Source organism: Mesorhizobium sp. B2-4-2 (genome assembly GCF_006442845.1).
Taxonomy (GTDB): domain Bacteria; phylum Pseudomonadota; class Alphaproteobacteria; order Rhizobiales; family Rhizobiaceae; genus Mesorhizobium.
Genome location: NZ_VFVM01000005.1, coordinates 276,083 through 302,082, shown reverse-complemented (window position 1 = coordinate 302,082; position 26,000 = coordinate 276,083). Strand labels below are relative to the sequence as shown.

The 26,000-nt window shown below is 64.3% G+C and carries 17 protein-coding genes and 1 tRNA gene; 11 read left to right on the top strand and 7 right to left on the bottom strand.

All coding sequences use genetic code 11. From position 1 onward, the window contains the following. Positions 1-21 precede the first annotated feature (21 nt). The 3 genes from FJ942_RS14515 (at position 22) to FJ942_RS14505 (ending at position 11,657) form a co-directional block, all read left to right on the top strand. Positions 22-8,598: a glucoamylase family protein gene (locus tag FJ942_RS14515; protein ID WP_140898015.1), complete on the top strand. Its 8,577-nt coding sequence runs from the start codon at positions 22-24 to the stop codon at positions 8,596-8,598. Positions 8,599-8,952: 354 nt separating this feature from the next. Then, positions 8,953-10,725 (top strand): glucan ABC transporter ATP-binding protein/ permease, encoded by a 1,773-nt coding sequence (locus tag FJ942_RS14510; protein WP_140494133.1) that lies wholly within the window; start codon positions 8,953-8,955, stop codon positions 10,723-10,725. Positions 10,726-10,892: 167 nt separating this feature from the next. Next, positions 10,893-11,657 carry a heme ABC transporter permease gene (locus tag FJ942_RS14505; RefSeq protein ID WP_140557043.1) on the top strand — a complete coding sequence of 255 codons (765 nt, stop codon included), beginning with the start codon at positions 10,893-10,895 and terminating at the stop codon, positions 11,655-11,657. 24 nt (positions 11,658-11,681) lie between these two features. Here FJ942_RS14505 and FJ942_RS14500 read toward each other — a convergent pair whose 3' ends face one another. Beyond that, positions 11,682-12,740 carry a D-TA family PLP-dependent enzyme gene (locus FJ942_RS14500; RefSeq protein ID WP_181168345.1) on the bottom strand — a complete coding sequence of 353 codons (1,059 nt, stop codon included), beginning with the start codon at positions 12,738-12,740 and terminating at the stop codon, positions 11,682-11,684. 186 nt (positions 12,741-12,926) lie between these two features. On the opposite strand from FJ942_RS14500, the gene FJ942_RS14495 reads away from it, so the two are divergent. Then, on the top strand, positions 12,927-13,613 hold the full coding sequence (locus FJ942_RS14495) for a D-lyxose/D-mannose family sugar isomerase (RefSeq protein ID WP_140515633.1): 687 nt from the start codon (positions 12,927-12,929) through the stop codon (positions 13,611-13,613). Between the two features lie 94 nt (positions 13,614-13,707). On the opposite strand, the gene FJ942_RS14490 is transcribed toward FJ942_RS14495, so the two are convergent. The 4 genes from FJ942_RS14490 to FJ942_RS14475 all read right to left on the bottom strand — a co-directional run bounded on the left by FJ942_RS14490 (position 13,708) and on the right by FJ942_RS14475 (position 16,838). Further along, complete coding sequence (locus FJ942_RS14490; protein ID WP_140898068.1) at positions 13,708-14,712, bottom strand: L,D-transpeptidase; 1,005 nt, start codon at positions 14,710-14,712, stop codon at positions 13,708-13,710. A 350-nt stretch (positions 14,713-15,062) separates the two neighbouring features. Continuing rightward, a complete protein-coding gene (locus FJ942_RS14485) occupies positions 15,063-15,557 on the bottom strand; it encodes a hypothetical protein (RefSeq protein WP_224519168.1) in 495 nt (164 codons plus the stop codon). A 151-nt stretch (positions 15,558-15,708) separates the two neighbouring features. Beyond that, positions 15,709-15,782, bottom strand: a tRNA-Gln gene (locus tag FJ942_RS14480). Positions 15,783-15,905: 123 nt separating this feature from the next. After that, the gene (locus FJ942_RS14475) at positions 15,906-16,838 is read right to left on the bottom strand and encodes a lysylphosphatidylglycerol synthase domain-containing protein (RefSeq protein WP_140494126.1); all 933 of its coding nucleotides are present in this window, start codon (positions 16,836-16,838) and stop codon (positions 15,906-15,908) included. A 426-nt stretch (positions 16,839-17,264) separates the two neighbouring features. Here FJ942_RS14475 and FJ942_RS14470 point away from each other — a divergent pair, with 426 nt between their 5' ends. Both FJ942_RS14470 and FJ942_RS14460 read left to right on the top strand, forming a co-directional pair. After that, on the top strand, positions 17,265-18,614 hold the full coding sequence (locus FJ942_RS14470) for a Ppx/GppA phosphatase family protein (protein ID WP_140494124.1): 1,350 nt from the start codon (positions 17,265-17,267) through the stop codon (positions 18,612-18,614). Between the two features lie 343 nt (positions 18,615-18,957). Then, complete coding sequence (locus FJ942_RS14460) at positions 18,958-19,755, top strand: RlmE family RNA methyltransferase (protein ID WP_140494122.1); 798 nt, start codon at positions 18,958-18,960, stop codon at positions 19,753-19,755. Between the two features lie 6 nt (positions 19,756-19,761). Here the strand turns inward: FJ942_RS14460 and FJ942_RS14455 are convergent, their stop codons facing one another. Continuing rightward, positions 19,762-21,183: an MFS transporter gene (locus tag FJ942_RS14455; RefSeq protein WP_140494120.1), complete on the bottom strand. Its 1,422-nt coding sequence runs from the start codon at positions 21,181-21,183 to the stop codon at positions 19,762-19,764. A 209-nt stretch (positions 21,184-21,392) separates the two neighbouring features. Between FJ942_RS14455 and FJ942_RS14450 the strand changes: the two genes are divergently transcribed. The 5 genes from FJ942_RS14450 (at position 21,393) to FJ942_RS14430 (ending at position 24,753) form a co-directional block, all read left to right on the top strand. Beyond that, a complete protein-coding gene (locus FJ942_RS14450; protein WP_140521745.1) occupies positions 21,393-21,638 on the top strand; it encodes a type II toxin-antitoxin system prevent-host-death family antitoxin in 246 nt (81 codons plus the stop codon). Next, entirely contained in the window at positions 21,635-22,084 is a 450-nt protein-coding gene (locus FJ942_RS14445; RefSeq protein WP_140898013.1) for a PIN domain-containing protein, read from the top strand. Before FJ942_RS14450 ends, FJ942_RS14445 begins: the two co-directional genes overlap by 4 nt. Before the next feature lie 137 nt (positions 22,085-22,221). Beyond that, complete coding sequence (guaB, locus tag FJ942_RS14440) at positions 22,222-23,724, top strand: IMP dehydrogenase (RefSeq protein ID WP_140898011.1); 1,503 nt, start codon at positions 22,222-22,224, stop codon at positions 23,722-23,724. Next, complete coding sequence (locus tag FJ942_RS14435) at positions 23,675-24,304, top strand: hypothetical protein (RefSeq protein WP_140494112.1); 630 nt, start codon at positions 23,675-23,677, stop codon at positions 24,302-24,304. The genes guaB and FJ942_RS14435 overlap by 50 nt, the downstream gene beginning before the upstream one ends. 29 nt (positions 24,305-24,333) lie before the next feature. Beyond that, entirely contained in the window at positions 24,334-24,753 is a 420-nt protein-coding gene (locus FJ942_RS14430; protein ID WP_140494110.1) for an MAPEG family protein, read from the top strand. A 30-nt stretch (positions 24,754-24,783) separates the two neighbouring features. Here FJ942_RS14430 and rnd read toward each other — a convergent pair whose 3' ends face one another. After that, entirely contained in the window at positions 24,784-25,935 is a 1,152-nt protein-coding gene (gene rnd, locus FJ942_RS14425; RefSeq protein WP_140494108.1) for a ribonuclease D, read from the bottom strand. Positions 25,936-26,000 lie beyond the last annotated feature (65 nt).

Below are 26,000 nucleotides of genomic sequence, written 5' to 3'. Positions count from 1 at the left end.
TGCCCGCTTACGGAATTTTCAATGAATATTCAGACGAATCCAGCACAAATCGAAAAGACCAGCGCGAGCTTCCCGCCCATCACGGAAGAACCGATAAGATCCATTTTCCTGCCGGAGGAACGCCTTCGGCTGCTCGGTGAAAGCCTGGCCAAGGGCGATCTCGCGGATCTGTTCGGCCTGACGCCATTCGATTTCCAGGCCCGCATCCGCGACAGCGCCAAGAAGATCCTCGAAGTCTACCGTTCGACCAACGCCGCGCAGGCGAGGGGCGAGACCATCACGCCCGCGGCGCAATGGCTGCTCGACAACAACTATCTGGTCGAGGAAACCATTTTCCAGGTCAAGCGCGACCTGCCGCGCCGCTTCTATCGTCAACTGCCGACGCTGAAGCTGCCGGACGGCGGCGGCGTGCCGCGCGCGCTGGCGCTGGCCTGGACTTATGTGGCGCATTCCGACAGTTCCGTCTCCGCGACCATGTTCAAGGCCATCGTCCAGGGCTTCCAGTCGGTCGAGCCACTGAAGATCGGCGAACTCTGGGCGCTGCCGTCGCTGTTGCGCTTCGTTCTGATCGAAAATCTTCGCCGCCTTGCGGTCAGGGTCAACCGCACCCGGCAGATGCGCCAGATCGCCAATGATGTCGCCGACAAGGTGCTGGCGACCGACGATACCCGCGACCGGCAAGCGATCCTGGCCAATTTCAGCGCGCACGCCCAGGACACCACCTTTGCCACACAACTGCTCTACCGCTTGCGCGACGGCTCGCAGAATGCAGGCAAGGCGCTGGAGTGGCTGGAAGGCGAACTCGAGAAGACCGGCTCGGACGCTGAGGAAATCATCATTTCCGAGCATCATACGCTGTCCAGCGGCAATGTGACGACCGGCAACATCATACGCGGCCTGCGTCTCATCAACGATATCGACTGGACGGTGTGGTTCGAGGGCGTCAGCCGTATCGACACGGTGCTGCGCGAGCGCACCGACTTCGCCGCGCTCGATTTCTTCTCGCGTGACCAGTACCGGACCGCGATCGAAGAGCTGGCCCGCCGCTCGAATCTGTCGGAATATCGCGTCGCCGAAAAGGCGATCGAACTGGCCGGCCAGATCACCAACGAAATTGCATCCGCTGCCGACGGCGCAGATGGCCTTGCGGCTCCTTTAGCGCACACGGATGTCGGTTTTTTCCTTGTCGGGCCACGCCGGCTGGAGCTGGAAAAGGCGATCGGCTACCGACCGACCGTCAGTCAGACCGTCAAGCGCACCTTTGCCAAGACCGGATGGCTGGGCATCGTCCTGCCGGTCTTTGCGCTGACCGTGCTGCTTCTGGTGGTTTCCGGCAATGCCCTTGCCAATCTCGGCCTGTCTGTGCCTTCGATCGTCTTGATGCTGGCGCTATTTGCCGTGCCGGCCAGCGAAGGCGCGCTCGCTTTCTTCAATACCGTTGTCTCGCTGTTCCTCAAGCCGACGCGCCTTATCGGCTATGACTACAGGCACGGCGTGCCGTCCGAGGCACGCACGCTGGTGGTGGTGCCGTCGCTGATCGGCTCGCGCGACGACGTCGAGGAAAACATCCGCAACATCGAAGTGCACTACCTCGCCAATCTGGCGGACGAGATCCACTTCGCCCTGCTGTCGGACTGGCCCGACAGCAAGACCGAGATCGACGCGGCCGACACCGAGATTCTCGAATTCGCCCGTGACGAGATCGCCCGCCTCAACGCCCGCTATCCCGCCGAAGGCGCGCCGCGCTTCTATCTCCTGCACCGGCGCCGGCTCTATAATGCCGCGCAGGGATGCTGGATGGGCTGGGAGCGCAAGCGCGGCAAGCTGCACGAGCTTGACCTGCTGCTGCGCGGCGACAGCGACACCACCTTCCTGCCGCTCGATGTGCCGCTGCCGGAAAAAGTCGTTCACGTAATGACGCTCGACGCCGACACGCGCACCACCCGCGATGCGGTCGCTACGCTTGTCGGCAAGCTCTGCCACCCGCTCAACCGACCGCATTTCGATGCCACCAGGCGCGTCGTCACCTCGGGCTACACGATCCTGCAGCCACGTATCACCGCTTCGCTGACCAGCGGCGACGAGGCGTCGTTCTTCCAACGGGTCTTCTCGGCCAATCGCGGCCTCGATCCTTATGTCTTTGCGGTGTCCGACCTGTACCAGGACGTCTTCGGCGACGGTTCCTTCACCGGCAAGGGCCTCTACCACGTCGATGCCTTCGAGGCCGCGTTGCAGGGCCGCATCGAGGAAAACACCATCCTCAGCCACGATCTGCTCGAAGGCGCGCTGGCGCGTTCTGCGCTCGTCACCGACGTCGAACTGGTCGAGGATTACCCGACCCGCTACTCGGTCGATGCCTCGCGCCACCACCGCTGGGCACGCGGCGACTGGCAGCTCCTGGGCTTCATCCTCGATCCGCGCTCCGGCGTGCCGGCGCTGTCGCGTTGGAAGATGGTCGACAATCTGCGCCGCTCGCTGACGCCGATCTTCTGGGTGATGGCGGCGATCGCCGGCTGGACGCTGCTGCCCTTCACGCAGGCAGCACAATGGCAGGCATTGCTGATCCTCAGCCTGTTCATGGCGCCCACTTTCGACGTCGTCAACGCCATACTGCCCAAGAGCGGTGACCAGACGCCGCGCGGCCATTTCTCCGCGCTGGCGCGCGACGTGGCCTTCGGCACCGCCATGGTGGCATTGAAGATCGTGCTGATGGCGCATAACGCCTGGATGATGGGCGACGCCATCGTGCGCACGCTCTACCGGCTGTTCGTCTCCCGGCAGAACCTGCTGGAATGGCGCACCGCCTCGCAGGCGCACAAGGCCGGCGACAACGATGTCGGCTCCTACTACGGCATGATGTACGGCGCCGTGATCATCGGCTTCGTCGGCCTCGCCATTCCGGTGCTGGCCGATTCCACCGGCGCCTTCGTCGCCTTTTTCTTCGCTCTGTTCTGGATCGGCTCCCCGGCGATCGCCAGCTGGATCAGCCGTTCGGCCGAGACCGAGGACCGGCTGCGCATATCGCAGGCCGACATCCATGCGCTGCGCACGGTGGCGCGCCGCACCTGGCACTATTTCGAAACCTTCGTCACGGCCGAGCATCATCATCTGCCGCCGGACAATTTCCAGGAGAGCCCGGCGCCAGTGGTCGCGCCGCGCACCTCGCCGACCAACATCGGCGTCTATCTCCTGTCGGTCGTCTCGGCCCGCGATTTCGGCTGGATCAGCCTGTCCGATGCCATCACCCGCATCGATGCCACCATGACGACCATCGAGAGCATGCCGCGCAACCGCGGCCATCTCTTCAACTGGTACGACACCACCACACTGAAGCCGCTCTATCCGCTCTACATCTCGGCTGTCGACAGCGGCAATCTCGCCGGCCATCTGGTGGCGGTGGCGGCGGCCTGCGCCGAATGGGCCGAGGCGCCGTCCGTTCATCTCCAGGGCGATTTCGAGGGCATCCTCGACACAGTGACCATCCTCGGCGAGAGCCTGGATGAGCTGCCCGACGACCGCCGTCAGCTGCGTCCCTTGCGCCAGCGTCTGGCCGACCGCCTCGACGGCATGCGGCGCGCCGTCGACACCATCAAGGCGCAGCCGGAAATGGCCTCGATCCGCACCATCAATTTGGCTGTGCTGGCCGGCGAGATCCGCAAGCTCGCCACCGCCATCCACACCGAGGCGGCATCGCCACAGAGCGATGTCATCGTCGACTGGGCGGCCAGGCTCGAAGCCACCTGCGAGGCGCATGTCCACGACGCCCACAGCGACGACAACGCCGTAGAGGCGCTGCGTGCCAAGCTGCTCACCCTGCGCGAGCGCACGCGCCGCTTCGCCTTCGAGATGGAGTTCTCGTTCCTGATGCGGCCGGAGCGCAAGCTGCTGTCGATCGGCTACCGGGTCGAGGAGCACCAGCTCGACGAGAGCTGCTACGATCTTCTGGCCTCCGAGGCGCGGCTGACCAGCCTGTTCGCCATCGCAAAGGGCGACCTGCCGACCGAGCACTGGTTCCGGCTTGGCCGGCCGATCGTCGAGATCGGCTTCCAGGGCGCGCTGATGTCCTGGTCCGGCTCGATGTTCGAGTATCTGATGCCGCCGCTGGTGATGAAGGAACCGCAAGGTTCGATTCTCAACCAGACCAGCAAGCTGATCATCAAGCGCCAGATCCAGTATGGCCGTCAGAAGAATGTGCCCTGGGGCATTTCGGAAGCGGCCTACAATGCCCGCGACCGCGAGCTGACCTACCAGTACACCAATTTCGGCGTGCCCGGTCTCGGGCTGAAGCGCGGCCTTGGCCAGAACACGGTGATCGCGCCTTACGCCACCGTGCTGGCCGCGCAGTTCAACCCGCGCGAAGCGGTGCAGAACCTAGCGCGCCTACGGGAGCTCGGCGCGCTTGGCCGCCATGGTTACTACGACGCCGTCGATTTCACGCCGCAGCGCGTGCCGGAAGGCACCGATCACGTCGTCGTACAGAACTACATGGCCCACCATTCCGGCATGTCGATCGCGGCGGTCGCCGACGCCATTTTCGAGGGTCGCCTGCGCGACCGTTTCCACAGCGATCCGGTCATCGAGTCGGCCGAGCTTCTGCTCCAGGAGAGGGCGCCGCGCGACATCCCGACCGCGACCGTCAGGACCGAGGCGGACGAACGGGCGAAGGACGAGACCGAAACCGAGAGTCCCGACACCCGCATCGTGCTCGATCCTGTGCGGGCTCTGCGTTCGACCAATGTGATGTCGAACGGCCGCTATTCGGTGATGGTCACCGCGACAGGCTCCGGCTACAGCCGGTGGGGCGATCTGTCCGTCACGCGCTGGCAACCGGATCCGACCGAGGACCGGCTCGGCTCCTACATCTTCTTGCGCGACGCCGGCACTGGCGACTGGTGGTCGGCGACGGCGGAGCCCAAGCGCGCGGCCGAGGAGCGCACCCAGACGCTGTTCTCCGACGACAAGGCGAGCTTCGTCAAACTGGTCGGCACGCTGCGCTCCGAGGTCGAATGCATCGTCATCTCGGAAGGCAATGGCGAAGGCCGCCGCGTGACGCTGTTCAACGAGGGACCGACCGACCGTCACATCGAAGTGACCTCCTTCGCCGAGCTGGTGCTGGGCCTGGAGGTATCCGACAATGCCCATCCCGCCTTCTCGAAAATGTTCGTGGAGACCGAAATTGCCCCCAATAATGGGGCGATCTTCGCCACGCGGCGCAAGCGCGAGACCAGCGAGCCAGACGTGACGATGGTGCATTTCGTCACCGACCCGTCCGGTCCGGCGCGCGACGCCGAAGCCGAGACCGACAGGCGCGCCTTCATCGGCCGCGGCCGCACCATCGTCGACGCTGCGGCGTTCGATCCAGGCGCTCGGCTTGGCGGCCATTCCGGCTTCACCCTCGATCCCGTCGCCTCGCTGCGCCGCCAGGTGCGCGTGCCCGCCAACAAGAAGATATCGCTGACCTTCTGGACCGTCGTCGGTTCCAACCGCGCGGAGCTGGAGGAGGCCATTGCCCGGCTCGACCACCCGGAGAGCTTTGCCCGACAGGCAATGCTTGCCTGGACGCGCAGCCAGGTGCAGACCCGGCATCTCGGCCTCAGCCTGGCCGACGCCGCCAACGTACAGAAGCTGGCGCGCTATCTGATCTATCCCGATCCATTCCTGCGCCTGCCGGCCGAATCCATCGCTTCGGGACTGGGCAAGCAGTCGAGCCTGTGGCCGACCAGCATCTCCGGCGATTTCCCGATCTTCCTGGTCAGGATCGGCGACGTCGCCGATCTCGAAATCGTCGCCCAGGCGCTGCGTTTCCAGGAGTACATGCGCACCCGTGGCATGATGATCGATTTCGTCGTCGTCAACGAACAGGCCTCGTCCTATGTGCAGGACCTGCAGCGAGCAGTCGAATCCCTGTGCGAGAACAGCCGCTTGCGCGGCAAGGAGCTCGGACCGCGCCAGCACATATTCGCCGTGCGCCGCGACCTGATGGACGAGACCACCTACAAGACGCTGCTTGCGGTTGCCCGCGTGGTTCTGCACACGCGCAACGGCACCATCTTCGATCAGATCGAGCGGGCCGAAGTGGCCGCCTTGCAGGCGCGCGATGCCCAGCAGCCGGCGGCATTGCCCGAATTGGGGTCTATGACGCATTCCTTTGGCTCGCAGGCCCTGGCGGCGGACGGGCACGGGCTCAGCCAATGGAACGGGTTCGGTGGTTTCGAGGGCGACGGGCGGCATTATGTCGTGCGCCTGGCCGGCCGCAGCACCACGCCCCAACCCTGGATCAATGTTATTTCCAACGCCTCGTTCGGCTTCCACGTCTCCGCCGAAGGCGCTGCCTTCACCTGGAGCCGCAACAGCCGCGATTACCAACTGACGCCGTGGTCGAACGATCCGGTTTCGAACCGGCCCGGTGAGGGCATCTATATCTATGATCACGCCAGTGGCCGGGCATTCTCGCCGCTCGCCGCCGTGGTGCGCGATCCGTCGATGACTTACGAGACGTGGCACGGCCAAGGGTTCTCCACCTTCCGGTCGAAGCGCGGCTCATTGTCGATGGACCTCACCCATGTCGTCGACCCGGTCGACCCGGTGAAGATTTCCCGCCTGCGCATCCAGAATGCCGGCCCGGCGCCGGCCAGGCTGCGCGTCTATGCCTATGCCGAATGGGTGCTGGGCGGACATCGCTCGCGCACGGCGGCGACCATCGTTCCGTCGCGCGATGCCGCCACCGGCGCCTTGCTGGCACAGAACCCCTACGGGCTCGATTTCGGGGAGCGCGTCGCCTTCCTCGCCGCCGATGACGGCGTGCATTCGGTGACAGCAGACCGGACTGAATTCCTGGGCCGGCACGGCACCAGCGAGTTTCCGCAGGCGGTGCTGAGCGGCGCGGGACTGTCAGGCCGCGTGGAGGCCGGCGACGATCCCTGCGCTGCAATCGCCCGCGACATCGATGTTCCGGCCGGCGGCGACGTCACGCTGTTCTGGCTGCTCGGGGACGCTGGCTCGGCCGCGGAAGCGAGCGCCCTGGTGCGCAAGCATCGGGGTAGGGATTTCGACCAGCGTCTGGCCGACAACGAGCGCGAGTGGCGCGGCTTCCTCGACACCATCCAGGTCGAGACGCCGGACAAGGCGCTCGACGCCATGGTCAACCACTGGCTGCCCTACCAGAGCCTCGCCTGCCGCATCCGCGCCCGCTCTGCCTTCTATCAGGCCAGCGGCGCCTTCGGCTTCCGCGACCAGTTGCAGGACACGCTGGCTCTGCTGGCGCACGATCCCAAACTGGCGCGAGACCAGATCCTCAACGCAGCGCGTCGGCAGTTCCCTGAAGGCGACGTGCAGCATTGGTGGCTGCCGCGCACCGGGGCGGGCGTGCGTACGCTGATCTCCGACGACGTGGTCTGGCTCGCCCATGCCACCGCGCGCTACCTGCTGGTGACGGGTGACGCCACCATCCTGAAGGAGCAACTGCCCTTCATCGATGGACAGCCGCTGGGCGAGGGCGAGCACGATGCCTTCTTCACGCCCGAAATTTCGAAAAAGACGGCGTCCCTCTACGAGCATTGCGCGCGTGCGCTCGATCTTGCCATTGCGCGCAGCAGTCCCGCCGGGCTGCCGCTGATCCTCGGCGGCGACTGGAATGACGGCATGAACCGCGTCGGCGAGCAAGGCAAGGGCGAGAGCGTCTGGCTCGGATGGTTCCTGCTGCGGACGCTGGGCGACTTCGCCGCCGTGGCCAAGACGGAGGGTGATGCCAAGCACGCGCAGGCCTGGGCAAAGCATGCCGACGCGCTGAAACGCGCGCTGGAGAGCACGGCGTGGGACGGCGAATGGTATCGGCGCGGGAGTTTTGACGATGGCACGCCGCTCGGTTCGCGCTCATCCCAGGAGTGCAGGATCGACTCCATCGCCCAGTCCTGGAGCGTGCTCTCGGGCGAGGGCGATCCGGCGCGTTCGACGACGGCGATGCAGCAGGCGACCAAGCTGCTCGTCGACGACGAACTCAAGATCCTCAAGCTGTTCACGCCGCCCTTTTCGAAGACGAAGAAGGATCCGGGCTACATCAAGAGCTACCCGCCGGGCGTTCGCGAGAATGGCGGCCAGTATACTCATGCCGCCACTTGGTTCGTCATCGCGCTGGCCGAAATGGGGCTGAACGACGAAGCCTATCGCTGCTTCTCGATGCTGAACCCGGTCAACCACGCATTAGACGAGGCCTCGGCAGAGCGCTACCGCGTCGAGCCCTACGTGGTTGCGGCCGATATCTACGCCGGCGACGGCAATGCCAGCGACAACAAGGGCGGCCGCGGTGGCTGGACGTGGTACACGGGCTCGGCGGGCTGGCTGTACCGGGCGGCGGTCGAAGGCATTCTCGGCATCGAGCGGCATGGAAAGCAGATCACGTTTAGGCCGAAACTGCCCAGCCATTGGGATGGCTACGCCGCCACGCTCAAAATGCTGGGGGCCGAAGTCACGGTGCGTGTCGTCCGCGACAAAAAGACCAAGTCGATCTCGCTTGAAGTTGATGGTTCGAAGACGAAATCCGCGTCTTTCCAACCGAAGGCTGGTAGCAAGGTCGAAGTCGTCGTGAAGATACCTTCGTAAAATCAACAGCTTCAACCCTGTCCCGCGCATCCTCCGGAATGCGCGGGATAGTCTTTTGTCTATTTGCAGATCTCCGCTTCGGCAGCCGGCGCACCCGGTCGGGCCATGCCGGGCAAGATCGCCGTGATTAAAAATGTGGCAGCGCTCAGCGGCTGCCATGATTTTGCCGCAAGGCTGACATTTCACCTTTTATCTCAACCCGTTAGGTGATCACGTGAGATTTCGCATCGTCGTCATCTTTTGTTCGCTAAACGGGAACGGAAGGGATAGACGGGCATTGTTTTGCGACGCGTTAACCGATACGTGTCAAGAAATGGTGCGGTGCACAATAAATGTTTTGGCGGAGTAGCTGAAGTGTCCCTTCTGCAAATCTACTGGCGAGCGCTCGGTTATTTGGCAGCTGACAGGAAACGCGTGGCGCTGATCTGCTCAGCCAATGTCGCGCTGGCCATCATCGCCATCCTGGAGCCGATCATGTTCGGTCGCGTGATCGACGCGATTTCCGCACACGGCTCCGTCTTTTCGACGCTCGCCCTCTGGGCCGGCCTCGGCGCCTTCAACATCATCGCGTTCGTTCTTGTGGCGCGCGGCGCCGACCGCTTCGCCCACGCCCGGCGCAGCGAAGTGCTCTGCGACTCCTTCGAGCGCGTCATCACCATGCCGCTCGCCTGGCATCATCAGCGCGGCACGTCCAATTCGCTGCACACGCTGCTGCGTGCCGTGGAGACCTTGTTCAGCCTCTGGCTCGAATTCATGCGCCAGCATCTGTCCACCGCCGTCGCGCTGTTCCTGTTGATCCCGACCGCGCTCAGCATGGACGTGCGCATGTCGATGGTGCTGCTGGCTCTCGGCGTGCTCTATGTCGGCATCGGCCGGCTGGTGATGAAGCGGACCAAGGCGGGCCAGGCCGCCGTGGAGCGCCACTATCATACCGTATTCGCCCATGTGACGGACTCGGTCAGCAACGTCGCCGTTTTGCAGAGCTACAACCGCCTCGGCCATGAGGCCGATACGCTGCGCCGCTACGTCAAGAACCTGCTCGATGCGCAGAACCCTGTGCTCGACTGGTGGGCCATGGCCAATGCGCTGCATCGCCTGTCGTCGACGATTTCGATGATGGTGGTGCTTTTGATCGGCGCCTATCTGGTCACCCACGGCCAGCTGCGCATCGGCGACGTCATCGCCTTCACCGGTTTTGCAACGCTGCTGATCGCCCGTCTCGACCAGATGTCGGCATTCGCCAACCAGATTTCGGAGGCCCGCGCCAAGCTCGAGGATTTCTACCATCTCGAGGACTCGGCGGCCGACGCCGCCGAACCGGACGGGCTGCGCGATCTCACTAACGTCACCGGCCATGTCCGCTTCGAGAATGTCGGCTTCGAATTCGCCAATTCGGGGCAGGGCATCCACGACGTCTCCTTCGAGGTCCAGGCGGGCCAGACCGTAGCCATCGTTGGGCCGACCGGCGCCGGCAAGACCACGCTCATCAATTTGTTGCAGCGCGTCTTCTCGCCGTCCACCGGCCGTATCCTGATCGACGGCATCGATACCCGCACCGTGACCCGCAAGTCGCTGCGCCATTCGATCGCCACCGTGTTCCAGGATGCGGGCCTGCTCAACCGCTCGATCGAGGACAACATCCGCGTCGGCCGCTCTGATGCGACCAACGACGAGATCCATGCCGCCGCCAATGCGGCTGCCGCACAGGACTTTATCCTGGCCAAGAGCAATGGCTACGACACGGTGGTCGGCGAACGTGGCGGCCAGTTGTCTGGCGGCGAGCGCCAGCGCATTGCTATTGCCCGCGCCGTGCTGAAGGATGCCCCGATCCTGGTACTGGATGAGGCGACCAGCGCGCTCGACGTCGAGACAGAGGACCGCGTCAAGGAAGCGATCGACGAATTGCGCCGCGACCGCACCACCTTCATCATCGCCCACCGCCTGACCACCGTCCGCGACGCCGATCTGGTCGTGTTCATGGACAAGGGCAGGGTGGTCGAAATGGGTGGCTTCGCCGAGCTGTCGCTGCGCAACGGCCGTTTCGCCAGCCTGCTGCGCGCCGGCGGCCTGCTCAACGACGAAGAGGTCCGCCGCCTCAGCCGCTCGATACAGGGCGAGGCCGCCTGAGCGGGTTCTTTTACCTCCCCCCGTGGGAGGTCGGACCGAAGGTCCGGTCGGGGAGCGCCGCCGTCCTCACCCCGCTGCTTCGCAGCGACCCTCCCCAAGGGGAGGTGACAAGGCCTGCGACACTCCCTCGATTGCCCCAGACGCATAGCCGGGCTATTTAAAGCGGCATGAGCGACAGCACTTCACGCCTGAGCGGCTGGACCGATCTTGCCAACCCGACACGGTTCGTGGCGCTTGCCGACCGGGTGGTGCCGTGGCTGGCGACGATTGCGGCGCTGACCCTTGCCGCCGGCCTCTATATGAGCTTCACCGCGCCCGAGGACTTCCAGCAAGGCATCACCGTCCGCATCATGTACATCCATGTGCCTTTCGCCTGGTTGGCCATGATGTGCTACACGCTGATGGCGCTCTCGGCGCTCGGCACATTGGTCTGGCGCCATCCGCTGGCCGATGTCGCACTGAAATCGGCGGCCCCCATAGGTGCCGTCTTCACCGCGCTGGCGCTGATCACCGGTTCGATCTGGGGCAAGCCGATGTGGGGCACCTGGTGGGTATGGGACGCGCGGCTGACTTCGGTTTTCGTGCTCTTCCTGATGTATCTCGGCATTATCGCGCTGACCCGCGCGCTCGATGACGCCGGCCGCGCCGCCTGGGCCGCCGCCATCATCACGCTGGTCGGCTTCATCAACATCCCGATCATAAAGTTCTCGGTCGATTGGTGGAACACGCTGCACCAGCCGGCCTCGGTATTCCGCATGGGCGGCTCGACCATCGACCCCTCGATGCTGTGGCCGCTGCTGGTGATGGCCATCGGCTTCACGGTGCTGTTCTTCGCGCTGCACCTGATGGCGATGCGTACCGAAATCCACCGGCGGCGGGTGATTGCGATGCGCAGGGTCGCGGCCCGGCAGGCTGAGCGTCAGCCGGCTTGAATCACCCGCGCCTGGCCAAAGAAGTCATCCCATCCGCCCACGTGCGGCCACCGGCAGGGTTTCCAGCACCGTCTCGCCGTCGATCAAATTGACCTCATTGAACAGGTTGGTGACGACGCAGCAATGGTCGGGCACCACGCGCACGCGCTCGCCGATGCGAAGCTTGCCATCGCCTGAGAGCGTGACCGTGCCGTGTTCCTCGCTCAGGCCCGTCACCCGCGCTCCCGCAACGCCGAGCAGCTCGCCGAAATCGGCGAGCCCCAGCGTATCGCTCGACAGCGCCTTGCTGCCGGCGTCGAGGATGGCACGCGTCCGCGTCGGATGGCTGACCACGGTCGACAGCACGCTCAGCGCGCAATCGTCGAGGCTGCCGACGCCCTTGGCGACCTGGTAGCGGTCGAGATAGATGTAGGTGCCGGGGCGGTATTCCGTGACGACGCTGTCTTCGCCGGAGCGCCACATGTCGGGCGTGCCGCCGCTGGAGATGCGCGCGCAGGCGAGACCGCAGGCGGCCAGCGCCTGCCTGGCGCCGGCGAGCCAGGCCTCGGCCTCCCCCGCACGGCCCGCGGCCGGATAGGTCATCAGCCCGCCGAAGGCGAGGCCCTTTGCCGTCTCGATCTGTCTTGCCAGGCCAACCGCTTCACCGGCCGTCTGCACGCCGCAGCGCCCCATGCCAGTGTCGCATTCGACCAGCACCGGCAGGGGATGGCCGGCATCGGTGAAGGTGGCGGCCAGTCCGTCGATCGTCTCCATGCTGTCCGCCGTCACCGACAGGGTGACGCGCCCATGCAGCGCCTTCAGCCGCTCCAGCTTGGCGCGGCCAAGGATGTTGTAGGGGAGAAAAATGTCGGTCAGCCCGGCATCGGCCATCACCTCGGCCTCGCCGATCTTCTGGCAGGTGATGCCGACCGCGCCCGCCGCCACCTGCTTCTTCGCCCAATAGGGCAGCTTATGCGTCTTGATGTGCGGCCTGAGCTTCAACCCGTGACGGTCGGCATGCGCCTGCGCGCGGGCAATATTGGCTTCGGCGCGCGCGGCGTCGATCAGGATCGATGGCGTATCGAGGTCGTGAATGGTCGGCATCATCTGTCACCCTGTGGAATCCGCAGGGGTTATGGCCCTGAAAGTGCCTTGTGTCACCCGGCCAGCCGAGCGGATCCGTGGTTCCATGCGTCCGCGCTGCAAGCCGGGGCGAGGCAATACGGATCGACACCGCATCGTCGTTCGGCTATGCGATTTGTCGGAGAAGTCGACACGAGGACCACGATCATGAAACGCTCCGCCATCAACGACATCATCCGCGAAGCCGACGCTTTCATCCGCTCGTTCGGCTACATCATGCCGCCCTTCGCCTACTGGTCGCCGGAAGAGATGAAGGCGCGCCAGATCGATTCCTCGGCCATTTTCACCTCGCGGCTCGGCTGGGACATCACCGATTACGGCCAGGAAAAATTCAAGGAGCTCGGCCTGTTCCTGTTCACAGTGCGCAACGGCCGCTACGAGGACATGAAGAAGGGCATGGGCATGCTCTATGCCGAGAAGATCATGATCTCGCGCAAGGACCAGCTGTCGCCGATGCACCGCCACAACATCAAGGCCGAGGACATCATCAACCGTGGCGGCGGCAAGCTGGTGCTGGAACTGTTCATGCACGATCGCGACGGCGGCATCGATCCCAAGGCCGAGGTGTCGGTGCCTGTCGACGGAACCATCCATCGGTTGCCGGCGGGCGGGCTGCTGAAGCTCGATCCGGGCCAGAGCGTCACGCTGCTGCCCGGCGTCTGGCATGCCTTCTGGGCCGAAGGCAAGGACGTGCTGATCGGCGAGGTGTCGACCGTCAATGACGATCTCACCGACAATGTGTTTCGCGAGCCGATCGGCCGCTTCTCCAACATCGACGAGGACGTCGCCCCGCTGCACCTGCTGGTGTCCGACTATGAGAAGTGGCTGGGGTAACTTCGCAGTAAACTGAGGCGCCGGCCGGCTAACGGCCAAGGCCGGCAGCGCCTCAATGGCAGCAGCCAAGTGAAAGTGAGTCCCCCGGTTGCCTCTACGGCGATCCCTGGTCGATCGATCCCACCGCTTCGCCGGTGAAGATGACCTTCGTGCCCTCGTGCACTTCGGAGGCGAGGTCTTCGGCGTCCCAATTGGCCAGCCTGATGCAGCCATGCGAGAAGGTTTTCCCGATCTTGCTCGGGTCCGGAGTCCCGTGAATGCCGTAACTTTCGATGGACAAATCAATCCACACCGATCCCACCGGATTGTTTGGCCCGGCGGCGATCGTGAAGGGGCGCTTGGTCCTGACCCCCTTGAAGGCGAAGTCGGGATCGTAGTGATAGGTGGGGTTGTGCACCACGCGTTTGACCTCTGCCTGGCCGCTCGGCGCCGGCTTCTCCTGGCTGCCGATCGAGGCGGGGTACACCGCAAGCACTTTGCCGGACGGGTCGAGCACGCGAAGCTGGCGCGCGCCCTTGTCGACCTCGACCTCAGCAACACCCGCGGGCGGATCGCCTCGGGTGACGGCAGGCACCAGCACCTTTTGCCCGGCCTTCCTGAAGCCGACGCCAGGGTTGAGCCGTTGAAGCAACTGTTGGCTGACGTGGAAGCGCTCCGCTATTTTTTCCGCCGCGTTGTGGTAGCCGAGCCTGCGCAGGCGGGCCATTTTCTCCATGCGCGCCGGAATTCGCCTGGTAAACGGTCCGCGCACATCCTTGCGCGTCAGCTCGTACGTCTCGAGCGCCGGGCTCGGGGAGGTCGCGACCAGCTTGTCCCAGGTCTGGCGGGTGAGCTTACCATCGGCGGGCAGCCCGTTGGCTGCCTGAAACGCCCGGACCGCCTTGGCGAAGTTCTCTGCTGCGCGGCCGTCGATCAGGCCCGGCGAGAAGCGCGCGCGATCCAGAAGGATCTGTGCCTTCAGCACGGTCGCACCGACGCCTTTTGCTTCGCTGTCGTCGAATTGCGCGTTGTTGACGGCTGCGACGTCCAGCTTTGCCGCCGCCGATACGTCACATGCCATGGCGAGCACGACAGCCGCGACGAGAAGGAGCCTGGTCATCGACGTCACACTCCTGCATGAGCACCTGCTTCTATGACGTTGCAGGGCCGATCTGGTTCCATTCCCCCCTGCATTTGAGCCGCGATCACCGACCGCCAGTATGAGGAATACGGATCGGGACGTCCGGCGGTCGCGCGGATGCATGTGATGATAGACTTAACGGCAAGAACTCGGCGCCGGCTGCACGCTCGTCTTGCACAGGCATGACGAGCTGATTGGTACATCCGTCTTGGCCAACCTTGCTTGCAGCGCCGGCAACGCCTCGCTTCGCCGCGCCGTGTCAGGCATTCCACCAGCCCGTGCAGCGCCTATGGCAACGCCGGGCTCACCCGCACCGGTGTCGAACGCCATTAACTGCCAGGCCTGCCCTTGTTTTGTTTGCGGGCATAGACGACGCATGCGTCGACGGCGCTGACACACAGCCCATCGCGGCGGTTTGGAAGGTTGTTGTCGCCCGCATAGGCGACCTCAGCCACACGGCCATCGACGATGCGAACCTGTGTGTTGCAATAACCTCCCGGAGCGACATTCAACGACCCGCCGACGGAAGGGATGGGGCCCACCGCGAAGGTAGGAAGCACGACATTGACATTGCCCCGCTGCACCGCGCGCTCATAGCTCCAGATTTGCCCCGATGCTCCTTCGTCGGCGGTGGCGGTGGGGAACCCCGCGCACATTCGCAGGTCCGCTTCGCTGAGGCCGACCATTTCCTTTTGGGCGGCAGCCGTTGTGGGATCCTCTTTCGCAAGCTTGGACGTATCGTCGGGAACGACGCAGGACCAGAGCGCGCCCGTGCCGGTGAGAAGAAACAGGATAGCCGGTAGTCGAATCCCGCGAGACGCCAAAACCGCTCTCCGATCTGCTGGATTGTTCGCCCGCCCTTCACCGAGGTAAGAGGCCGCCCCGATATTTCAACCCGTGATGATCGGGCTGCCTGTTCGATCGCGAGACGGCGGATCAGGCTGGTTGGTCTGGTGCGGACGGTGGGAGTGAAGCTGGCTGGGGAACCTGGATTCGAACCAGGACTAACGGAGTCAGAGTCCGTGGGTCTACCGTTAACCTATTCCCCAGCAGGCGAGGTCATAAACCGCGCGGGCCGAGCGGGCGAACCGCTGTGAGCGCTGCCTTGTAGCCGCCAGCAGAAAATAGTCAAGCCTGCCGGTGTTTCAATTGTGATGTTTCGGCGCGGCTTTTCAATTGCCTGTCCGCCCGAACTGCGAGCGCTCGAAATAGAGCACGATGCCCAGGCCCAGAAACAGCGGGACGATGAGATAAAACAGCCGGAATACCAGCAGGGCCGCCAGCACGCCCACGGGGTCCATGTCGGAGAGCCCGGCCAGGAACACCACCTCGAACACGCCCAGCCCACCCGGCGCGTGCGAGATCTGCGCGATCGAGAAGGAGACGAGGAACACGCCGAGCACCACGAAATAGCCGGGGTTATGGGTCCCGGGGAGGGCAAAGAAGATGATCGCGGCTGCCGCCAGGAGTTCGATCGGGCCGATCAGTAATTGTCGCGCCACGATCGGCAGGGCCGGATAGTGAATCTGAAAGCTGCCGATCTTCAGCGGCCGCAGATGCAGCCAGCTGCCGAAGATATAGGCGGCGACGACGGCAAGCATGACGATGCCCGCAGCCCGCGACAGGCCGTGATGGGCTATGCCGGAGAAGCGGTCGATGATCTGCGGTTCGAGCACCAGAACGAGGCCGGAGGCAAGTACCGTCGACAGCACGAAGGTAATCCAGCAGATCGCCACCAGCACGCCGACGTCCTGTCCGCTCAATCCCCTCGTGCCATAGGCGCGATAACGGATGACGGCGCCCGAAAACACCGAGCCGCCGATATTGTGCGACAGCGCGTAGGTGGTGAAGGAGCACAGCGTGACGAACAGCCACGACACGCGTTTGCCGATATGCAGGAGCGCGATGTGGTCGTAGCCGGCGAGCGAGGCATAGGCGACAACCGAGCTCAGTCCCGCGAGGATCCAGCCGCGGGCCGGGATCGCCGCAATACCGTCCCAGACATCATCCAGCGAAATGCCGCGCAATTCGTGCCAGAGCAGCAGGAGCGAGAAAATCACCGCCCCGACGCCGACGACCGGCCAGAAATAGCGTCTCCAGTTCATTGCCTGACTGCCATGCGTTGCGGGCCCGTTGCCTTCGCTGTCATTGCGGGAAAGCGGTCGGCGATTCCGATCGCTTTGCCCCGTCTATTTCAGAGATGCCTCATCGAAGCCGGCTATTCAACCGCCGGCCCTTGCCGCCATGGCAAGCCGCAATCGTTATCGTCGTCGAGAGGCGGAAAATCGACAGCCGAGCGGGAATATCGGCCCGGCCATGCGACCGTCTCCGCATGCATTTGTGCTGAAAGTCGCTGTTTACCCCCACTTTGCGTAAGACGCGGCAGCAGGCGGTTTGCGGACAGCCGGCAAAATTCGTGCCATGCGGCACTTGGTGATCCGGGCCGGCGCTGCTAGTCTGGCGGCAACTTGAAACAAAGAAGCGCCTGCTGCGTCCGTTCGCCGGTTCGCGCGGCGCCGGAAGGAACGACAGTGGAAGACCGCGACACCGGCGCCGGCGCGCCGGAGGTGGGCGCGTCCAGCGCTTCCCCGGGGCCGGCAGGCCCGGGGACCGCCAAATGGCAGCAACGCCGCCCGACGGAGCCACGCTCCGCCGACGGGCAGGCGAGCGACGCGAACCACCATCAAAAGGGCAAGGCCAAGAAAAGGCGCAAACGCCGGCGCGGGCGCAAGGTTTTTGCGCGCGACGATATCCGTCCCGCGGCGAACGGGGCGCCGACGGCACGCGCCGCCGCGGCTGGCGCGGCGCTTGCAGGCATAGCCACACCGCCCATCGCGGTGGCTCGGCCCGAATCGGGGGCTCATCGGCCGCCGATGCCAGAATTGCCGGTCTTCGCCGCGCTCGATCTCGGCACCAACAATTGCCGGCTGCTGGTCGCCGTGCCGGCGCGTCATGGCCAGTTTCGCGTCATCGACGCCTTTTCGCGCATCGTGCGACTGGGCGAGGGGCTCACGGCCAGCGGCCGCCTCGGCCAACCGGCGATGGACCGCGCGGTCGAGGCCCTGAAAGTCTGCGGCGAGAAACTGCGCAACCGCAAAATCAGAAAGGCGCGGCTGATCGCCACCGAGGCCTGCCGCTCGGCGGCGAACGGGGTCGAATTCCTGGAGCGCGTCGAGCGCGAGGCTGGCCTCAAGCTCGAAATCATCGACCGACAGACCGAAGCCCGGCTCGCGGTGTCCGGCTGCGGTTCGCTGGTCGAGCGCGACACGCAGGGCGTCGTGCTGTTCGACATCGGCGGCGGCTCCTCCGAGATCGCGCTGATCGATCTCACCGGCCGCCGCTCGCCGCGGCTCGCCAACCATATAGTGTCATGGACGTCGTTGCCGGTCGGCGTCGTCTCGCTGGCCGAGCGTTTCGGCGGCCGCACGGTGACGCGCGAGATTTTTGGCGCCATGGTCGACGACGTCGCCGCCCGGCTCGCCGCCTTCGATGGCCGCGATCGGCTTAGCCACCTCAAGGCCAGCCCGAAATTTCATCTGCTGGGCACTTCCGGAACGGTGACGACGCTTGCCGGCGTCCATCTCGATCTCGAGCGCTACGACCGCCGCCGCGTCGACGGCCTGTGGATGGACAGGGACAGCGTCGACCGCATGGTGGAAAAACTTGTCGGCTGGGATTTCCAGCAGCGTGTCGCCAATCCCTGCATCGGCGCGGACCGCGCCGACCTGGTGCTGGCCGGCTGCGCCATCCTGGAAGCGATCCGCGCCGTGTGGCCGTCGGAGCGGCTGCGCGTTGCCGACCGTGGCTTGCGCGAGGGCATATTGAGCGAGCTGATGGCCGATGACGGCGTCTGGCGCAACGATGGGCGCGGCAGAACATGATCCCGAACCGCAGAACCGCGTCAGCTAAAAGTGGCGACCGGTTTTCGCGGACAAACGGCTCCGTTTGTCCAGAAGTCACGCTCGGGCAAGCTGGCGCAAGCGTTGCTCCGGTGAGCAGTCGACCCCCACTCCGTCGAGCTTCGCTCGACACCTCTCCCCCGATCGACGGGGGAGAGGAATGGCGCGAGCTAGCCAATCTTGGCGCCCTTCCTCTCCCTCCGGAGGGGGGAGAGGTGGCGCTGCGAAGCAGCGACGGAGTGGGGGAAGCCGTTTGCCAAACGCGCTGCCGCCGAAAAGCGGCCACAACCCGGCAAGCGAGAAAACTTGGACAAGAAGTCAACCAATGACCAAGAAACCGGAAAAGCCGGGCTCAGCCGGCATTCGCGTGCTGAAGACGCGGATCAAGAAGAAAAGCGGGCTGAAGGAATCGTCGCGCCGCTGGCTGCAGCGCCACATCAACGATCCCTACGTCCAGCGCTCCAAGGCTGACGGCTACCGCTCGCGCGCGGCCTACAAGCTGATCGAGATCGACGACAAGCACCATCTGCTGAAACCCGGCATGAAGGTGATCGACCTTGGTGCGGCCCCCGGCGGCTGGTGCCAGGTCGCGGCCGCGCGGACCAAATCGACCGCGGAAAATCCGCATGTCGTAGGCATCGACTATCTGGAGATGGACGCGGTGCCCGGCGCGCCGGTGCTGTTGATGGATTTCCTCGATCCCGAGGCGCCGCGGAAGCTGGCCGAGGCGCTTGGCGGCGATCCCGATGTCGTGCTGTCCGACATGGCGGCGCCCACCACCGGCCACAAGCGGACCGACCACATCCGCACCATGCATCTGTGCGAGGTGGCCGCCGATTTCGCGCTGTCGGTGCTGAAGCCGGGCGGCCACTTCCTGGCCAAGACGTTCCAGGGCGGCGCCGAAAACGAGCTGCTCTCGATGCTGAAGAAGAATTTCCGGTCCGTCCACCACGTCAAGCCGCCTGCGTCGCGCGATGAGTCGGTGGAGCTGTATCTACTGGCGAAGGATTTCAAAGGGCGAGAATCCGGTCCGCCATCAGGCGGATCGGAACGTCCAGTGGATGTCTCGAAGAACTTGAGCGCACGGAGCCATGGCGAAGGGCCGGCGGACGGCGACGGCTGAACCGTCTCACTCCCCCGGCGACCTCACCGGTTCCAGCGGCTTGGGCATGGTCAGGCGGCCGTGGCCCGATACGGCGTTGCCGGCATCGGGCGCCAGCCGCATGAACGACAGCGATGCGGCGGCGGAAATTGCCGCGACGATGAAGAAGGCGGTATGGAAGTCCGGCAATGTCAACGGGCCGCCGTGGATACCCGTCGATACTTCCAGGATGCCGCCGGCAACCGCCACGCCCAGCGCGATCGACAGTTGCTGGAACACGGCGGCGATCGGTGTTGCCTTGCTTGTGTCCTCGGCTGAAACCTCGGCGTAGGCGAGGGCGTTGATGCCGGTAAAGAACATCGAGCGGATGAAGCCGCCCACCAGCAGCATGGCCAGCATCAAGAGATAGGGCGTATCGGGCGTGAACAGGCCGTTGACGGCGATCGACGCGGCGGCCACCAGCGAGCCGACGATCAGCACGCGACGAAAGCCGACGACGCGGAAGATCAGCGCTGTGACGAATTTCATGCCGATGGCGCCGATCGCGGAGACGAAGGTAATCATGCCGGACTGGAACGGCGTCAGCCCGAAACCGATCTGGAACATCAGCGGCAGCAGGAACGGCACGGCGCCGATGCCGATGCGGAAAAGTCCGCCGCCAAGCACGGAGGAGCGGAATACCTGGTTGCGGAACAAGTCGAGCGCCAGCAGGGGGTTCCTGGCACGGCGCGCATGCATGAGGTAGAGAGCGCCCGACACCAGCCCGACGCCCACGGTGATGAAGCCGGTCGCCGGCGGCAGATAGGGCAAGCTGATCACTGACAGGCCGAACACGACGCCGGACGCCGCCAGCCCGCTCAGCACGAAGCCGACGAAATCGAGCGGCGGCGTCTCCATCGATTCGGTTTCCGGCAGGAAGCGGGTGGCCAGCCAGATGCCGATCAGGCCGATCGGCACATTGATCAGGAAGATCCAGTGCCAGGTGAAGTAGGTGGTGATGAAGCCGCCGATCGGCGGTCCGACCAGCGGGCCCACCAATGCCGGCACGGTCAGCCAGGACATCGCCGCGACAAGTTCGCTCTTGGGCGTGGCGCGCACCAGCACCAGGCGCCCGACCGGCGTCATCATGGCGCCGCCTATGCCTTGCAGGAAGCGCGACACCACGAAGGCCGGCAGCGAGCCCGAAACGGCGCAGGCGACCGAACCGACGATGAACACCGCGATCGCGGCGCGGAAAACGTTCTTGGCGCCGAAGCGATCCGCCATCCAGCCGCTGATGGGAATGAAGATCGCCAGCGACACAAGATAGGAGGTCAACGCCAGCTTGAGCGCGATCGGGCTGGTGTGGATGTCGAGGGCGATCGCCGGCAGCGATGTGGCGATGACGGTCGAATCCATGTTTTCCATGAAAAGAGCGACCGCCAATATGAGCGGAATGGTTCGGTTCAAAGGAACGCGTCCGGGCTTGATTCCAGATGTTGCCGACCGGGAGTTTGCCGGCAGGCAGGGCGGTTATCACGGCTGGACACCAATGTCGTGTTAAATTGCTGTCACTTTTATGCGACCGCAACCTCCGGTGGCGGCTGCGATACGCGATTGCTTGCAAAAAGCGGACACTATCCCTATTGTAGTGAAAATAACTACAGGACGTTATGATCATGGAAGAGGCCGTTTCGGCAGCCGATGCCAATCGCAGATTTTCTCGCATCCTGCGTGAGGTACGCGAGGGCCAGAGCTACGTCGTGACAAGCCATGGTCGGCCGGTGGCACGGATCGTCCCTGCGGAGAGGCACGAGGGTGTGGCCTCCCGCTCGCGCGCGGCATTGCTGTCGCGACTCGAACGGCAGCCGGTTGCCGATGCAGGACGCTGGACCCGCGATGAGCTCTACGAGGATGACCTGTGAGGGTCGCGCTCGACACCAACATTCTTGCCTACGCAGAGGGCGTTAACAACGTAGACAAACGCGACCACGTTCTCGAACTGCTGGGCAAGGTTCCACAAGACGCTGCCATTGTTCCGGTTCAGGTGCTGGGTGAACTGTTCAATGTCCTCGTCCGCAAAGCCGGAAGGTCGCGCCAGGAGGCTCGGGATGCGCTGCTTAGCTGGCGCGACGCGTTCCCGGTTGCTGGGACGACGCCGGAGGTGATGACGATGGCTGTCGATCTTGCGGCGGACCATCGCTTCGGCATCTGGGATGCCGTCATTCTTTCGGCTGCATCCCAAACGGGTTGCCGGCTGCTTCTGTCGGAAGACCTGCAGGACGGCTTCACCTGGGGCGGTGTAACCGTCGTCAACCCCTTTGCATCGCCGCGTCACGCTTTGCTGGATGCTTTCCTTGGTTCGCAATAGAAGCTGAAGCGTCCGCAACGATCGGCTTTTCTTCCGTGCCGGGACGTGGTACCAGCCACCGCCAATCCTGAAAGGGAAGAAGAGAGTCGCGCTGTCCATCCCGGTCCAGCGCTTTTCCCGCATTCAAAGGGCTGGCCATGGCAAAAATCATCGAAACGTCCACCGGCGCGCTGGCGCTGACCTTTGACGACGTGCTTTTGCAGCCCGGCCATTCCGAAGTCATGCCCGGCCAGACCGACATCCGCACCCGGATTGCCGGCGACATCGACCTCAACGTGCCGATCCTGTCGGCGGCCATGGATACCGTCACGGAGGCAAGGCTTGCCATCGCCATGGCGCAGGCCGGCGGCATCGGCGTCATCCACCGCAATTTCTCGCCGGCCGAGCAGGCCGAGCAGGTGCGGCAGGTGAAGAAATTCGAATCCGGCATGGTGGTCAACCCGGTCACCATCGGTCCCGACGCGACGCTGGCCGACGCGTTGTCGCTGATGCGCACCTACTCGATCTCGGGTATTCCGGTGATCGAGAATGGCGGCTCCGGCGGCCACAAGAGCGGCCGGCTGGTCGGCATCCTGACCAATCGCGACGTGCGCTTCGCCTCCGATCCGGCGCAGAAAGTCTATGAATTGATGACCCGTGAGAACCTGATCACCGTCAAGGAGAATGTCGATCAGGACGAGGCCAAGCGGCTTCTGCATCAGCACCGCATCGAAAAGCTCGTCGTCGTCGACAAGCAAGGCAATTGCGTGGGGCTGATCACCGTCAAGGACATCGAGAAATCGCAGCTCAACCCGCACGCCACCAAGGACGCGCAGGGGCGTCTGCGCGCAGCAGCCGCCACCAGCGTCGGCGACGACGGTTTCGAGCGCGCTGAGCGGCTGATCGAGGCAGGCGTCGACCTTCTGGTCATCGACACCGCGCATGGCCATTCGCAGCGCGTTCTTGATGCCGTCACGCGGGCGAAAAAACTGTCCAACTCGGTGCGCATCCTGGCCGGCAACGTCGCCACCGCCGAGGGCACCCAGGCGCTGATCGATGCCGGGGCCGACGCCGTCAAGGTCGGTATCGGCCCCGGCTCCATCTGCACCACCCGCATCGTCGCCGGCGTCGGCGTGCCGCAGCTTTCGGCCATCATGTCGGCGGTGGAGACCGCGCACAAATCGGGCGCCTCGGTGATCGCCGATGGCGGCATCAAATATTCCGGCGATCTGGCCAAGGCGCTTGCCGCCGGTGCCAGTGCCGCCATGATCGGCTCGCTGCTTGCCGGCACCGACGAAAGCCCGGGCGAGGTCTATCTGCACCAGGGCCGCTCCTTCAAGGCCTATCGCGGCATGGGTTCGGTCGGCGCCATGGCGCGCGGCTCGGCCGACCGATACTTCCAGGCGGAGGTTCGCGACACGCTGAAACTGGTGCCGGAAGGCATCGAGGGGCAGGTCCCCTATAAAGGACCTGTGTCTGGCGTGCTGCACCAGCTTGCAGGCGGCCTGAAAGCCGCTATGGGTTATGTTGGTGGCCGCGACCTTGCCGATTTCCGCGAACGCGCCACCTTTGTGCGCATATCCAACGCCGGACTTCGTGAAAGCCACGCCCATGACGTCACGATCACCCGCGAAAGCCCCAACTATCCCGGCGGAGCCTGATCGGCCCGACCAGTACACGTTCTGGCGCAATCTGGCCGCGACCATCTTGCGGCTATCGCGCCACGCTGCCGCCCTTTGCACCGCATCGGTGGCGGTTTTCATCGCCATGACGCTCATGGAGTTCTTCTATTTCCGCCAGTTGAGTGGCGGTTTGCCGTCGCTCGACATGCGCGTTTTTGGCTTCACGCCGGATGAAGGCATGGCCTGGCTGACGGCGCTCGGCCGGCGCGGCGGCGAGATCATCCTGGTCTGGCACTATCTGACCTTCGATCTTCTGTTCCCCGCGCTGTTGTCGGTGACGCTGGTCAGCCTGATCCTGGCAACGGGAAGGCGGTTGAGGAATTTCCGCGTGCTTCCGGGCCAGATGCAATCGATCTTCGCACTGATCCTGGTGCTGCCCTACACGATCGCCAACTACGCCCAGAACATCGCCGTGGCCCGCCTTCTGTCGGATTTCCTATCGGCCAATCCCGATTCCCTGGGTCTCGCCTCGGCGCTGATCGTCACCAAATTCGCGCTGCTCGCAATTCCGGTGATCGTCATCGCCGTCTTCTGGCTGGCAGGTCAGAAACAGAATTGATCTGACCCGGCACCGGGCGGGGAGGGTTCATGAACCAGACATCGATTTTCTGGCCTGTTCTGGCGCACGTGTTGCTGGTCTACATCGTCTATGGCGCCATGGCCCGGCGCAGGTATGTCGCCATCCAATCGGGCGAAGCCAAAGTCAGCCAGTACAAGGCGCGCTCGACCGAGCCGGCCTCCTGCGTGACAGTTGCCAGCAACCTCAGCAACCAGTTCGAACTGCCGGTGCTTTTCTATGTGCTGTGCCTGATGTTGCACCTGACCAACGGCGTCAACTATCTGACCTTGGCCCTGATGTGGATCTTTGTCGCGACCCGCTATTTTCATGCCTGGGTTCACCTGACCAGCAACAATCTGCTCCTGCGCAGCCGGTCTTTCTCCCTGGGGGCAGTGATTCTTTTGCTGGGCTGGATCTGGCTCGCGCTGCACCTGCTCCGGGTGGTTTGAGCAGTACTCCCCTTCGTTGGGGCGCTCCGCCTACAAATCGAACACCGCTATTTTGCGCTTGTCGAACTTGATGCCGATCTCGCCGCGCACCAGCTTCAGCGCCGCCTCGCCGAAAACGGCGCGGCGCCAGCCCTGCAGCGCCGGCACGTCGGCGGCTTCGCCTTCGGCAGCGATGCGGTCGATGTCGTCGCTGGAAGCCAGGACCTTCGATGCGACGCCTTGCTTTTCGGCCACGATCCTGAGCAGCACCTTCAACAGCTCCGCGGCGGCGCTCGATCCCTCGGGCGGCTGAAAACTCTTTGGCAGCTTCGGCAATTGCTCCTTGGGCAGAGCTAGTGCGGTGTTGACCGCGCCAAGCAGCGCCGCCGCGGTCGAGGAGCGCTCCCAGCCCTTCGGTATCGTGCGCAGCTTGGCCAGCGCGGCCGCGTCGCGCGGCGCCTGCTGCGCCACCTCGTAGATGGCGTCGTCCTTGAGCACGCGGCCGCGGGGTACGTCGCGTTCGCGCGCCTCGCGCTCGCGCCATGCCGCCACGGCCTGCACGATCGCCAGCTCCTGCGGCTTGCGCAGCCGCATCTTCAGCCGCTTCCAGGCATCCTCGGGGTGCGGATCGTAGGTTTCGCGCGAGGTCAGGACGTCCATCTCCTCGTTCAGCCAGTGGGCGCGGTTCTCCCGCTCCAGTTCGGCGCTGAGATGCTGGTAGACCTCGATAAGATGGGTGACGTCGGCAAGCGCATAATCGAGCTGCTTTTCGGACAGCGGCCGATGGCGCCAGTCGGTGAAGCGCGAGGACTTGTCGAGTCGCGCGCCGGTGACGCGCTGCACGAGCTGATCGTAGGAAACGCTGTCGCCGAACCCGCAGACCATCGCCGCAACCTGGGTATCGAACACCGGATGGGGAACGAGATCGCCCAGATGGACGATGATTTCGATGTCCTGCCGCGCGGCATGGAAGACTTTGACGACAGATTCATTGGCCATCAGCCTGAAAAACGGCTTCAGGTCGATGTCTGGCGACAGCGGATCGATCAGCGCCGTTATTCCGGGCGCCGCCATCTGGATCAGGCACAGGATCGGCCAGAAGGTCGTTTCCCGGATGAATTCGGTGTCGACGGTGACGAAATCCGATTTTTCGAAAGCGGCGAGAACGGTCTCGAGTTCTTTTTGGGTGGTGATGACGTGCATCAAATCGCTTTTGGCAGGAGTAGGGTCTTCCTAGATTTCAGCCGGGAAGGCTTTCGTCAAGCGCT